Origin of the sequence: Litorilinea aerophila (assembly GCF_006569185.2) — a bacterium.
In the GTDB taxonomy this organism is placed as follows: Bacteria; Chloroflexota; Anaerolineae; order Caldilineales; family Caldilineaceae; genus Litorilinea; species Litorilinea aerophila.
The window spans coordinates 73,215-85,956 of the sequence record NZ_VIGC02000003.1 but is presented as its reverse complement, the minus strand read 5'-3'; the positions used below and the strand labels follow the sequence as shown (position 1 = coordinate 85,956).

The 12,742-nt window shown below is 65.0% G+C and carries 14 protein-coding genes; 8 read left to right on the top strand and 6 right to left on the bottom strand.

Annotated elements, in window-relative coordinates; translation table 11 throughout:
* Nucleotides 1-53 precede the first annotated feature (53 nt).
* The 7 genes from FKZ61_RS02905 to FKZ61_RS02875 all read left to right on the top strand — a co-directional run bounded on the left by FKZ61_RS02905 (nucleotide 54) and on the right by FKZ61_RS02875 (nucleotide 6,576).
* The gene (locus FKZ61_RS02905) at nucleotides 54-278 is read left to right on the top strand and encodes a hypothetical protein (RefSeq protein WP_141608572.1); all 225 of its coding nucleotides are present in this window, start codon (nucleotides 54-56) and stop codon (nucleotides 276-278) included.
* Entirely contained in the window at nucleotides 278-541 is a 264-nt protein-coding gene (locus FKZ61_RS02900) for a type II toxin-antitoxin system RelE family toxin (protein ID WP_141608697.1), read from the top strand. The genes FKZ61_RS02905 and FKZ61_RS02900 overlap by 1 nt, the downstream gene beginning before the upstream one ends.
* Nucleotides 542-586: 45 nt before the next feature.
* Nucleotides 587-1,264 (top strand): PspA/IM30 family protein, encoded by a 678-nt coding sequence (locus tag FKZ61_RS02895; RefSeq protein WP_141608571.1) that lies wholly within the window; start codon nucleotides 587-589, stop codon nucleotides 1,262-1,264.
* 124 nt (nucleotides 1,265-1,388) lie between these two features.
* Complete coding sequence (locus FKZ61_RS02890; RefSeq protein WP_141608570.1) at nucleotides 1,389-2,642, top strand: type 2 periplasmic-binding domain-containing protein; 1,254 nt, start codon at nucleotides 1,389-1,391, stop codon at nucleotides 2,640-2,642.
* 11 nt (nucleotides 2,643-2,653) lie between these two features.
* Nucleotides 2,654-4,435: a vWA domain-containing protein gene (locus FKZ61_RS02885; RefSeq protein WP_141608569.1), complete on the top strand. Its 1,782-nt coding sequence runs from the start codon at nucleotides 2,654-2,656 to the stop codon at nucleotides 4,433-4,435.
* 5 nt (nucleotides 4,436-4,440) lie between these two features.
* Nucleotides 4,441-5,265 (top strand): hypothetical protein, encoded by an 825-nt coding sequence (locus FKZ61_RS02880; RefSeq protein ID WP_141608568.1) that lies wholly within the window; start codon nucleotides 4,441-4,443, stop codon nucleotides 5,263-5,265.
* Nucleotides 5,266-5,427: 162 nt separating this feature from the next.
* Nucleotides 5,428-6,576: a branched-chain amino acid ABC transporter substrate-binding protein gene (locus FKZ61_RS02875; RefSeq protein WP_141608567.1), complete on the top strand. Its 1,149-nt coding sequence runs from the start codon at nucleotides 5,428-5,430 to the stop codon at nucleotides 6,574-6,576.
* Between the two features lie 62 nt (nucleotides 6,577-6,638).
* On the opposite strand, the gene FKZ61_RS02870 is transcribed toward FKZ61_RS02875, so the two are convergent.
* From FKZ61_RS02870 to FKZ61_RS02850, 5 genes are all read right to left on the bottom strand, one after another.
* On the bottom strand, nucleotides 6,639-7,706 hold the full coding sequence (locus FKZ61_RS02870) for a UDP-glucose--hexose-1-phosphate uridylyltransferase (RefSeq protein WP_141608566.1): 1,068 nt from the start codon (nucleotides 7,704-7,706) through the stop codon (nucleotides 6,639-6,641).
* Between the two features lies 1 nt (nucleotide 7,707).
* Complete coding sequence (locus FKZ61_RS02865; protein WP_141608565.1) at nucleotides 7,708-8,637, bottom strand: ROK family protein; 930 nt, start codon at nucleotides 8,635-8,637, stop codon at nucleotides 7,708-7,710.
* A 56-nt stretch (nucleotides 8,638-8,693) separates the two neighbouring features.
* A complete protein-coding gene (nfi, locus tag FKZ61_RS02860; RefSeq protein WP_141608564.1) occupies nucleotides 8,694-9,377 on the bottom strand; it encodes a deoxyribonuclease V in 684 nt (227 codons plus the stop codon).
* A gap of 29 nt (nucleotides 9,378-9,406) precedes the next feature.
* A complete protein-coding gene (locus FKZ61_RS02855; protein ID WP_170199162.1) occupies nucleotides 9,407-10,282 on the bottom strand; it encodes an SPL family radical SAM protein in 876 nt (291 codons plus the stop codon).
* 246 nt (nucleotides 10,283-10,528) lie between these two features.
* Entirely contained in the window at nucleotides 10,529-10,714 is a 186-nt protein-coding gene (locus FKZ61_RS02850) for a hypothetical protein (protein WP_141608562.1), read from the bottom strand.
* 402 nt (nucleotides 10,715-11,116) lie between these two features.
* Between FKZ61_RS02850 and FKZ61_RS02845 the strand changes: the two genes are divergently transcribed.
* Nucleotides 11,117-11,485 carry a YccF domain-containing protein gene (locus FKZ61_RS02845; RefSeq protein ID WP_141608561.1) on the top strand — a complete coding sequence of 123 codons (369 nt, stop codon included), beginning with the start codon at nucleotides 11,117-11,119 and terminating at the stop codon, nucleotides 11,483-11,485.
* A 161-nt stretch (nucleotides 11,486-11,646) separates the two neighbouring features.
* Here the strand turns inward: FKZ61_RS02845 and FKZ61_RS02840 are convergent, their stop codons facing one another.
* Complete coding sequence (locus FKZ61_RS02840; protein ID WP_141608560.1) at nucleotides 11,647-12,585, bottom strand: DMT family transporter; 939 nt, start codon at nucleotides 12,583-12,585, stop codon at nucleotides 11,647-11,649.
* Nucleotides 12,586-12,742: the final 157 nt, after the last annotated feature.

Here is a 12,742-nt window from a genome sequence, read left to right as displayed (position 1 = left end):
TAATGCGGGTGCAATCGAATGGTTCGGGGTCAATAAGCGAGAGGTACACCACCATGACAGAACCAAAAGTGGCCGAATTGACCGTACAAGAGCTCAAACAGCTCGTTCGAGAGGTGGTCCTGCAAACCCTTCTGGAAGTGATGGGTGATCCCGACGAGGGATTGGAGCTGCGTGAAGACTTCGCAGCAGAGCTTCAACGTTCTCTTGCCGAAGTAGAGGCAGGCGAGGAGACAATTCCTGCACAAGAAGTGGCGAAAAGACTGGGCCTCACCTGGTGATGTATCAGGTAAATTTCACATCCAATGCCGAAAGCGATTTGTCCCGCCTGGATCCGCCTGTGGCACAACAAGTACTGAGAAAATTGAAATGGCTGGCCGAGAACATTGATGCGATCAAACCGGAACCATTGACGGGACAATGGCAAGGTGTGTTTAAACTGCGTGTTGGTGATTATCGAGTGCTGTACACCTATGATCGGACGCAAAACAAGATCGTGGTTCACTTTGTCAGGCATCGGCGTGAGGTGTACAAGTCCAAGTAGCTCATATATTGATTATTGATCGACTATCTATCAGGAGGACATCCCATGGCATCCCTGTTGGAAAAAGTTTCGACCTTGATCTCGGCAAACCTGCACTACATGGTCGACCAGGCCCTCAAGAGCAACAGCCTGGCCGTCATCGACCAGTACATCCGCCAGGTGGAAGATCACCTGGCCGACCTGGAAGACGCCGCCGCCACCGTGGGCGGCGAGGTCAAGTCCATCAAGCGCCGGCTGGACGACCACGAGCATCGCCTCCAGGAGCTGGACCGGGCCATCGACGCCTTCCTGCGGGAGGGTAACGAGAGCGCCGCCCTGGCCGCGCAGAGCCGCTTCAACAGCACCCAGCGGCTGGTGGAGACCTACAAGGAGCAGCTCAAGCGCCAGGAGTCCGAATTCCAAAAGCTGCTGGACGCCAAGGTGAAGCTGGAAGCCCGCCTGGCCACCATGAAGCAGGAGCGGGAAGAGCTCCAGGCCCTCCTGGAATTGGCCAAGAGCAAGGAAACCACCGTCAAGGCCATGAAGAGCCTGGACGACCTGATGGGCTCCGGCGACAGCGACATCCGCCACATTGCCGAAAGCATCTACGCCCGCCTGGACAAGGCCAGCACCGCCAGCGAAATGCGGGCCGCCAGCCTGGACGAACAGATGGATCAGGTGCTGGAGCGAAGCGCCCTCAACGCCCAGCTCGCGGAGCGCAAAAAGCGTCTGGGCCTGGAATAACGTCCGAGTGACAGGAGCCCTTCAGGCTTGATCTCGTTTCACCCTGGGGCCAGCCGGACCGGTTGGCCCCTCCTGTCATGCCAGGCTGGCTGATGTCCAAACCCATGGACCTGCGAGACACAGAATGAACCGTACACGCTGGATCTTTGTCGCCATCCTCGCCATTGCCCTGCTCATCGTCGGCGCCTCCCTGGCCCTGCGCAGCCCGGGGAACACGGCCACCGCCGGCTTCACCGTGGATCGCCCGGAACAGGTGACCATCCGCATCCTGACCGCACTACCGGTGGAGCCGTGGGTCCGCAGTGCAGCCGCGGCCTTCAACGACGGCAACCATACCCTGGAAGGTGCCACCATCCGGGTGGAGATCGTGGCGGTGGACGGCCTCACCGCGCTGGGGCGCTGGGACCGCAACGAGTACGGCGCACTGGGCCCCGATCAACGGCCGGAAGATCTGACCGAAGCCGAACGCCAGGCCCTGGCCGACTTCCCCACCGCCTGGATTCCAGATAGCCGCTATCTGGTGGAGCTGGCCAACGCCTCCTACAAAGAGCGCCTGGGCCGGGATGTCTTCCTGACCGACGGCGAATACCGGGCCCGTCCCATCGCCATCAGCCTCTTCGCCTGGGGCGTCTACGAAACCCGGGCCCAGGTGCTCCTCGACCACTTTGGCGAGATCAACTGGCAGACCATCCACGACGCGGCCATTGCCAAAGGAGGCTGGCCCGAGCTGGGCGGCAAACCAGAATGGGGCTACTTCAAACTGGTGGTGCCGGACCCCAGCAAAAATGTGGGTGGCCTGGCGGCCATGATCGCCATGGCCGGCGAATACTACGGCCGCACCGACATCTCCGTGGCCGACGTCACCAACCCGGATTTCCAGGCCTGGCTGGCCGAGCTCATGGGCGCGGTCACCGACTTCAGCAGCGCCAGCGCCTACACCGCGGAAGACTTCGCCCTCTTCGGCTACAGCGTAGGCGACGGCGGCCAGCTGCTGGAAAGCGACCTCCTGCAGAACATGCAGGGTATCCTCACCCGCTGGGACGACCCGCTACAAATCTACTACCCCACCTACGTGACCTGGTTTGACTTCCCGTTCACCGTCTGGGTCGGGCCGGAGACCAGCGCACTGCAGAAGAACGCAGCCCTGGCGTTCCAGCGCTTCCTCCTCTCCGAGGAGCAGCAAAAGGCCGCCCTGGCCTACGGCCTGCGCCCGGCCAACCCCAACGTCCCGGTGGACGCCACCGAGGAGAGCCTCTTCGTAAAGTGGCAGGATCGGGGCGTGCTGCCTGTGGTGGAACGAACCGCAGCCATGCGCAACCCGGATCGGGATGTGCTGCTGGCGCTGTTACGCTGGTTTGAGCTCAACGTGGCACGGTGAAGGGACTTGCCATGAACCTGGGAAACCGCCATACCCCACGCCGCCGGGGTGCGCCCATCCGACGCCGCAACCTGGGCCTGGCCATCGGGGCCATTGCCCTGAGCCTGGTACTCTGCACCTCCGCCACCATCAGCGGCATCCTCTGGGTGGTGCGCGCCTTCACCGACCGGGGCGACGACATCGTCCAACAAGTGCCCGCCTGGGCCGTGGACAGTGCCGAGCTGACCGTGGCCGTCTCGCCGGTGATGGCGCCCGTCCTCCAGGAGCTGGCCGGCCGCTTCAACAGCCTGGATTACCGCACCCCCGATGGCAAGAAGATGGCCGTGCGCCTGGTGACCGAAGTGCCGGAAAAGATGGTCCAGCAAGCCCTGGACTTCCCCCCCTTTCAGGCCATGTCGCCGGACAGCAGCCTGTGGCTGGAGCAACTGGAAGCGGAGTGGGCCCGACGCTACGGCGACCAGAACGAAGATACGACCATCCCCATCGGCCAGCGGCGGATCAGCGAGCAGATGCGCTATGCCGTCAGCCCGGTGGTCATCGCCGCGTGGGAAAGCGTGGCCCGGGAGCTGGGCTGGCCGGAACGGCCCATCGGCTGGCAGGACATCCAGCGCAAGGCCACCGAAGACCCCAACTTTAAGTGGAATCACCCCAGCACCAACAACGCCAGCGGCCTCCTGGCCACCCTGGCCGAATTCTACGCCGGCGCCGGCCTGACCCGGGGCCTGACGGAAGAGGCCGCCACCGCGGAGGAGACCCTGGCGTATGTCCAGGCGGTGGAAGCCACCGTGCGCTTCTACGGCGAGGGCGAGGAGGTCATCGTCCAGCGCCTGGCCCAGGAGGGCCGCTCCTTCCTGGACGCCTTTGTGGGCCAGGAACAGGTGGTCATCGACTGGAACCGCCGGCAACAGGGCGAGCGGCTGGTGGCCATCTACCCGGCCGAGGGCACCCTGTGGACCGACCACCCCCTGGCCCTGCTGGAGCTGGGCAACAAGCCCCACGAGCTTTCTGTCACCGAGAACCAGCGCCTCACCTTCCAGGCCTTCGCCCAGTTCCTGCGCAGCCAGGAAAGCCAGCTGGCCCTGCTGGCCGCGGGCTATCGCCCGGCCGACCTGAGCATCCCCCTGGACGGGCCGGGTAGCCCCTTCGCCAACACCGACGCGGTGGACTGGCGACAACCCCAGACCACCCTGCAGATGCCCCCGCCCTCGGTGGTCAACGTGGTGCGCAACGTCTGGTACTATACGAAGCGTCCCACCAACGTCTACCTGGTGGTGGACACCAGCGGCAGCATGGAGGGCACCAAGATCGCCCGCACCCGGGAGGCCCTGGCCGCCTTCGTCCAGCAGATCCAGGGGGACCGGGACCGGGTGGGCCTCATCGAGTTCGGCACCAGCACCAAGAACTTCATCCCCCTGCGGGTGATGGATGAGCGTAACCGCCGGGACCTGCTCCAGGTCATCGAGCAGATGGAGGCCTTCGGCGGCACTGCCCTCATCGACGCCGTCTACGACGCGGTGGCCGACCTCCAGGCCCAGGGCGATGAGAGCGCCATCAACGCGGTCGTGGTCATGACCGACGGCCAGGAGAACGAAAGCTACCGCCGCCTGGCGGACATCGAGGAGCTGCTGCGGCGTTCCGGCAGCCGCCCACCGGTGATCTTCACCATCGCCTTCGGCCAGGACGCAGATGAACGGCTGCTCCAGGAGTTGGCCCGCATCGGCCAGGGACAGTTCCGCCGGGCAGACGAGACCGACATCCAGGAGCTGTACCGGATCATCTCCACCTACTTCTGAACGCCATGACCACCTTACGCGCCCAACTGCAACAGAAGGCCCAAAGCGCCCTGATCCAGTACGCCATCTTTCGCTGGGAAAGTGCCCTGGTGCTGGCCCTGAGCATCGTCCTCACCTTTCTGCTGCCCCGGCCGTTTCCCTGGTGGCCCCGCTTCGGCTGGCCCCTGCTGGGGCTCATCGGCCTGGCGGCCATCGTCTACTCCAGCCTGACGGACGCAGAAACCAACGCCCGGGTGCTCCTGCAGCTCTTCCAGGAGCAGTTCAACCCCAGGGCCATCCAGGACCGGGAGCTGCGCCGCGCGGTGGAATCTGCGCTGGAGTACCAGCGGCGCATCGAAACCCAGATCCGCCAATATCGCCCCGGCGTCATCCGGGACCGGCTGGAGGACACTGCGAGCCAGATGACCGACTGGATCAGCAACATCTACCAGCTGGCCCTGCGCCTGGACGCGTATCGGCGGGACGACCTGCTGGCCCGGGAGCGGGAGGCCCTGCCCAAGGAGATCGAGCGGCTCACCGCCCAACGCCGGCTGGAGGGCAACCCCGCGGTCCAGGCGGAGCTGGACGCGGTGCTGGAGAGCAAGGGCAAACACTGGCAGGCCCTGCGGGCCCTGGACGCGCGCATGAAACAGGCCGCCCTCCAGCTGGAGCAGAGCCTGACCGCGCTGGCCACCGTCTACAGCCAGGTGCAGCTCATTGACGCCCAGAGCGTGGGCAGCGGCCGGGCCGAACGGCTCCAGGCCGACATCCGGGAACAGGTGGCCCGCCTGAACGACCTGGTGAGCAGCATCAACGAGGTCTACAACTACAACACCAAGGGACTGGGGTGAATAGTCCCGGCTCATCTCCCAAATGTGTGCGAACCTGTTTAGTTGCCTGCGAAACCGGGGTGGGTAGCGCACATTTGTGGTAGATGAGCCACAGTCCCTTGGTGACGGAACGGACGTGCAAAGAGCGTGGACATTACAACCCTTGAGAGGCGAACCCATCGAATGGCGACGATGAACCGACGTCTGCTCCTGCTCCTGTTGACCGCCCTGACGCTCCTGTTGGCTGCCTGTGGAGGCAGCAGTGCCGAGCCCGGCCGGGGCGATGTCATCGTCTACGTGGCCGTCCCCCTGAGCGGCTTCCAGGCCAACGGCGGGCAGACAGTGCTGGGCGGCGTGCGCCTGGCCGCCGCAGAGCTCAACCGCAGCGGAGGTCTGCTGGGCTACCGGGTGGTGGTACGCCCCCTGGACGACGAATCCGACAGCGAGGTCGCCGTGGCCCAGGTGGCCCAGATTCAGGAGGCCCTCGACCAGGGCGAGCGGGTGCTGGGCGTCATCGGCCATCTGAACAGCGGCCAGACCCTGGCCGCCATGGAGTACTACCGGGACATGCCCCTGGTGGTCATCACCCCCACCGCCTCGGAAGAGAGCCTGACGGCCCGGGGCTACACCAACTTTTTCCGGGTCAACGCCAACGACAGCGTCCAGGCCGCGGTAGATGCCCGGTTCCTGGTGGAAACCCTGGGCGCCCGTCGGGTGGCTGTGCTCCACAACGACACCGAGTATGGCCAGGGGCTGGCCAATGCCCTGGTGGCCCGCCTGCAGGAGCTGGGCGCCCAAGTGGTCCTGACCCTCCAGGTGGCCGAGGGACAAAGCCGCTACGACGAGGAGATTCCCCGCATCCAGAGCGCGAACCCGGATGCCATCTTCTACGCCGGCTATGAGATCGAGGCCCCCTACCTGCGGGCTGCCCTGGTGGAGGCGGGCATCACCGTGCCCATGCTGGCCAGCGATGGCGCTTTCCTGGCTGCCACCATCGACGAGGCCAACGGCACAGCCGAGGGGATGTACGTCAGCGCCTTCGCACCCAGCCCCGCCAACGTGGCCGACCAGCGCTGGATCGAAGCCTACCAGGCGGTGGAGTACCGCAACCCAGACACCTATTCGGTGAACGGGTACGTGGCCATGCAGGTCCTCAGCCAGGCGGTGCAACAGGCCGATTCCCTGGAGCGGGACGCGGTCACGGAAGCCCTGCGGCGGGGGCGCTTTGAAACCCTGGTGGATACCCTGCAATATCAGGAAAACGGCGACCTGGTCGATCCCCAGATCTGGATCTACCAGGTGGTGGATGGGGAGTTCCAGCAAGTGGAATAAATATAAATACCGTAGAGACGCACGGCCGTGCGTCTCTACGGGGCCGTGCGTCTCTACAACGATCAGGATCCGCTGCGCTGGCGGTAGTGGACCTCGTCCAGCTGGCGCAGCCGATCCGCCGCCTGTTCGGCGGTGATGTCCCGCTGGGGGTTGCCCAGCATCTCGTAGCCCACCATGAACTTGCGCACCGTGGCCGAACGGAGCAGGGGCGGGTAGAAGTGGGCGTGGAGCTGCCAGTAGGGGCGGGAGAGGCCGTCGGTGGGTTCGCCATGCCAGCCCATGGAATAGGGGAAACTGGTTTCGAAGAGGTTGTCGTAGCGGGTTAACAGCCGTTTGAGAATATCGGCCAGGCTGTCCCGTTCTGCGTCCGCCAGTTGGGGCAGCGCGGTGACATGCCGACGGGGCAGCAGGAGGATCTCAAACGGCCAGACCGCCCAGTAGGGCACCAGGGCTACCCAGTGCTCGTTTTCCACCACCAGCCGCTCCCGCCGCTCCAGCTCTGCTTCCAGATAGTCCAGCAGGAGGGGCCGGCCATGGGCCCTGAAATAGCGCTGCTGCCCCTCATCCTCCCGGGCAGGCTCCTGGGGAATCCGGTAGTTGGCCCAGATCTGGCCGTGGGGATGGGGGTTGGAACACCCCATCATGGCCCCCTTGTTCTCGAAGACCTGGACGTAGCGGATGTCCTCCCGGCTGCCCAACTCCACCACCTGTTCCGCCCAGACATCCACCACCCGCCGGATATCGGCCACAGCCATTTCGGGCAGGGTGAGATCATGGCGCGGGCTGAAGCAGATCACCCGGCAGATGCCGGTTTCCGCCTGGGCCTGGAAGAGCTCTCCGTCCTGGACTTCGCCCCGGGGGCCGTCGGGCAGCAGGGCGGCAAAATCGTTGTCGAAGACAAAGGTCCCGGTATAGGCCGGGTTACGCCGCTGGCCGGCCCGCATGTTGCCGGGACACAGATAGCAAGTGGGGTCGTAGGCCGGTCGCTCCTCGTCCGGTAGCTTTTCCACCTGCCCCTGCCAGGGCCGGCGGGTGCGGTGGGGGGAAACCAGCACCCAGTCCCCCGTCAGGGGATTGCGGCGACGGTGGGGATGTTGACCGGGATCGAATTGAATCTCCGCGGTGGACATGTCAGGACTTCTCCGCGCTCTGCTGATGGCCCGACGGCGCGCCGGCCCGGGCGGCCTCGGCCAGGGCCAGGGCCCCCAACACGCCGGCCCGCCCGCCCAGGGCTGGGGGCACAATGTATTCCTCAATGTGCTCGGTGATGGCCGGTTTTTGGATGTAGTTGTTCAACAAGGTACGCACTTTCTCGTGGATCTTGGGGAAAAGGTGGCGTTGTTGCATGACCCCGCCCCCCATGATGATGCGCTGGGGTGAGAGCAGGCAGATGATGTTGACCAGCCCCAGGGCCAGGTAGTGGGCCTCCAGGTGCCAGGAAGGATGGCCGGGGGGCAGCTCTTCAGCCGGGAACTGCCAGCGGTCCTGGATGGCCGGGCCACAGGCCAGCCCTTCCCAACAGTCGCCGTGGTAGGTGCAGAAGCCGGGGTAGGGATCCGCGTCCCAGTCGTGGGGGATCTGCATGTGGCCCATTTCCGGGTGCATGAGCCCGTGCATCAGCTTGCCGTTGACCATGCCGCCGCCGCCCAGGCCCGTGCCCACGGTGATGTAGACGAATGTGTCCAGCCCCTGGGCCGCGCCCCAGCGATGTTCCCCCAGCGCCGCGCCGTTCACATCCGAATCAAAGCCCACCGGCACCCCCAGGGCCTCCCGCAGGGGACCCACCACGTCGGTATGGGCCCAGCCGGGCTTGGGCGTGGTAGTGATGTAGCCAAAGGTGGGCGAGCTGGGATCTGGGTCCAGGGGGCCAAAGGCGGCAACGCCGACGGCGGCCAGCGGCGTCTGGGCGTGGTGCTCCTGGAAAAAACGAATGACCTGGGCCAGGTTCTCCTCGGGGGTGGTGGTGTTGAAACGTATCTCCGCGCGTATATCGTCTGGGCCGGTCCCCACCGCACAGACAAATTTGGTGCCACCGGCCTCCACGCCACCCAATAAGTGCATGGACTCCTCCTTATGTTGTGTGGGTTATCAGGTTGCTGGGGGATTTCTCCCTGCTGTTACGCTTCCTGGTTCGGTCCGGCCGCGCGCCGGCTGGCCAAGTGGGCCAGCCGGGTGGGCTCGGGAAGGCGATAGCGGGTGGTGCAGGCCAGGGTCAGGGCCACGGCCTGGTCCAGGGTGATCCGGTGCCCCACGCTGACGAAAACCGGCCGCACACTCGCCCGGGTGCGGACCACCATCCCCACCAGCTCCTCGCCGTGGAAGAGCGGAGCCGTGGCGCCCTTCTCCGGCCCCGGCGGCTCATGGGTGCCCACCAGCCGGGATTTGGCCACGCCCACGGTGGGCAGATCCAGGAGGACGCCCAGGTGGGAGGCCAGACCCAGCCGCCGGGGGTGGGCTCGCCCCTGGGCATCGGCCAGGATGACGTCCGGACGCGCCTGCAACCGCTCCAGCGCGGCGATGACGGCCGGCACTTCCCGGAAGCTGAGCAGCCCCGGCACATAGGGAAAGTCCACCGGACCCCGCCAGATGGCCTGGTCCACCACCGTCAGGTCGGGCAGGCGCAGGACCACCACCGCCGCCTGGACCCGCTGTTGCCGCACGCTCATGTCCACGCCGGCCACCAACGTGGGCGCCGCCGGCAGGGGCTCCTCCCGAACCAGGGGAGCCAGCTGTTCCTGGATGCGGATCGCCTCCGGCACGGACACATCCCACCGGTGGGCATGGTGCAGCGTCCACGCCATGGCTTCCTCCCTCCCCGGGCGGTGGGCCATCAGTCCGCGCGGCCCTGTTCCGGGTGGGCCAATGCCCGGAAGCCTGCCTGGGACCAGCCAGCCCGATCCCCCATGCGGGCGGCCAGCCAGCGGTAGAGCTCCTGGGCCGGGCCCTCATCCTGCCAGTCCCCCCAGCCCTGCGCTTCGTACAGTTCTGGAATGCCGGTAGCCCGGGTTCGGCGGCCGCCCTGGCCATCCCCGCAGACGAAGCTGTCTACCACCACCCGATCGGCCAGCTCCAGCAGCAGGCGACCGAAAGAGGCGACCGACGAGAAGGGCAGGCAGGGGCTCACCGCGATCTGGACATTCAGGCCAGCCTCCCGGGCAGCGGCCAGGGTCTCCAGGCGCCGCTCGATGGAAGGGCACCACGGTGTCACCACCCGCCGGACCTCGTCCTGGTCGGTCTCCAGGGTGAAGCTGAGCCAGGCCCGCTCCCCCAACGCCCGCAACCGGGGGAAGTCCTCTTCCACCAGCGGGGAACGGGTCTGGACCAGCAAGCGACCGGGCGGGAAAGCCAGGAATTGATCCAGACAGGCACGGCTCAGGCGCCAACGTCGCTCCAGGCCCTGGTAGGGGTCCGTGGCGCTGGACATGAAAATGGCCAGGCGCTCCAGCCTACCCCGGGCCTGGTGACGGGCCAACTCCTGTCCCAGCCGTTCCGCAATGCCTGCCCGGGGATGGGCGTAGTGGCCCCAGGGCAGGGGCGGCTGATGGAACCGGTGTACACCCAGGCCCTGGACGTAGCAGTAGGTACATCCAAAGCGACAGCCGATGTAGGGCTGCAGGGTATGGGTAAAGCCGGCCAGGAAGCCGCCGGTTCGGGTCAGGGCCTGGCTGGGTGGGCGAACCGAATGGTCCGGCAGGGTACGTTCCATGATCTCCATGGCGCCATTATCGCGCGCAGGGCGACTTCCCTGCAAACTGGGTGGACGGGCCGGACATCCAGGGTTATACCACAGCGATTGAAGCACAAAAAAACCTGGCCTGAACGGCCAGGTCTCGAAAATCTCACAGGTCAGCCCCTCCGAATTTTCAGCCAATCTGCCATGGTGCCCAGTCGGCGCCGGATGTGTCTGGGTCTATGCCCTGTTCCGGGACCCTGGAGGCCACGTCGCTGGCGGTTACATGCCGCCCGTGATCAACGTGGCCACGATGATGAGGAAAGCCGCTGCGCTGACGATGGTGGCCAGCAGGGCTACGAAGAAAACGGGGCTGTACTGGGTGCGTTGACGGGGCAGGCGACGCCGCCGCGATGTGTCCTCGCGCGGAAAGCTGATTTCGTAGTCACGTTCGCTCACCTTGTGCACGAGACCCCTCCCTCTGCCATGAATGCCCTGAACGGATGGCCCAATCGGTATCCAGGATGTAGAAAAATGATGGCGAAACGATGCCAAACAATTTCGGACAAATACCCACCCTTCGGGCGCGATTTCGCGCTCGACTCTGCAGGGATATGAAATTGTCCTCTTGTGAACGCCAACGGATAAAAACGGGGACTGAACGTCTACGCCCCCCAGTATAGCACAGCCCGCCCCACGGACACAACCAAAATTCCGCCCCCCAACCTTAAAATATTTGGATAGGCTTTGGGCGGGTCTCCTGCTGTAGAAGTTGAAACCTGCAGCAAGGATGCCACGTATTGGTTTCGAGTTGGAAAAGTTCGGGACGGCTTCCGCCCCGATAACATCTATGTTCAGGAGGGAACGAGCATGTCTTTGTTAGGCAACATCATCTGGCTCATTTTTGGCGGATTTGTCACCGCCCTGGGATACATCATCGGCGGGATCGTCCTCTGCCTGACCATTGTGGGCATCCCTTTTGGCCTCCAGTCCATCAAACTGGGGCTGGCCAGCCTGGCGCCCTTCGGCAAGGAGGTGGTGGAGAGTCCCCATGCCAACAGCACCCTGCGCATCATCTTCAACCTCATCTGGCTGGTGCTGTTTGGATGGGAGCTCGCGCTCTCGCACCTGTTTCATGCTGCCATCCTGGCCATCACCATCATCGGCATCCCGTTCGCCAAGCAGCACATCAAGCTGATTCCCCTCTCCCTGATGCCCTTCGGCCGGGATCTGCGGTAGTCAATCCCGGCCGAAATTCGCCGACAGGATCCACCAGAGGGAGTGTGCCCAGAGGGCACCCGGGATTTCTGCCGTGGTATTTACGCCGGACTGTAGTAGCTGAAGCAGGAGCCCAGGGTGGCTGTTAGGGATAGGATACATAGAGCTTTCCCCACGTCGGCTCAGCAGGAGCTCAGGCGCCGGGCCTCGGACGGCGCCCTTCGGCCGCGCCCGGTGGGCCCCCGAGAGTTCAGGAGAGAGAGGCCGGCGAAGATGACTCCCATGCCCAGGATCATGCCGTGGGTGATCTGTTCACCCAGCAGGGCCGCACCCAACAGGGTACTCACCACGGGCATGACGTAGGAGGTCTGGGAAGCGGGCGTAGCGCCGAAGCGCTTGACGATGGTAAAGCTCAGCCACATGGCCAAAAAGGTGCCCACCAGGGCCGCATAGCCCAGGGCCGCGTATCCCTGCCAGTTCACCCGGCTCAGATCGTAGCCCACAGTCCAGCCGGTGATGGGCAACATGACCAGCGCAGCGGCCATCATGCGGATGCTGGCCACGTCCCAGGCGTTGGCATGGCGCAGGAAGCGCCGGGCATACACCGAGCCCGAGGCGCTGGCCAGCACCCCCACGCCCACCCAGGCATACCCCCGCCAGTCAGCCTGGGCGAACTGGGCCAGGCCACTTTCCCCCCGCAGCAAGAGCACGCCTGCGCCGCCAAAGGCGATCACCGCGCCGGCCAGCTTGCGCACCGTTAGCGGTTCATCCTGCAGGAAGAGCTGGGCCATCAACACCGTGGCCACCGGATTCAGGGTCAAGAGCAAGGAGGTTACCCCGCTGGACTGGTACTGGAGAGAACTGACGATGGCGGTCATGGGGATGGCAGAGCCCAACACACCCAGCCCCCCAGCCAGGAGCCAGAGACGGGGCTCCGTGGGCCACCGCCTGGGGCGCATCAGGCCATAGATGGCCAGGTGGCCCAGCGCGGCCAGGAGGAGCCGCAGGCTGATGTAGGTGAGCGGGGCATATTGCCCGACGCTAAAACGAGAGACCACCAACGAGGAGCCGAAGAGAAAGCCCAAGAGGAGGACGTAGGGAATGGCCTGATAGTGACGCATGGCTGGCGTGACGCTCCATGGTTTGGCCCCATCTGCCGGATGGGGTCGGCGGATGGGGCCCTGTTGGTTGCGGATTTTTGCGAGCTAGTGTATGCTATCCCGCGTGTTTGTGAAAATTTTATCTTGTGGCTGTCCAGTCCCATCGGAATGGACCTGG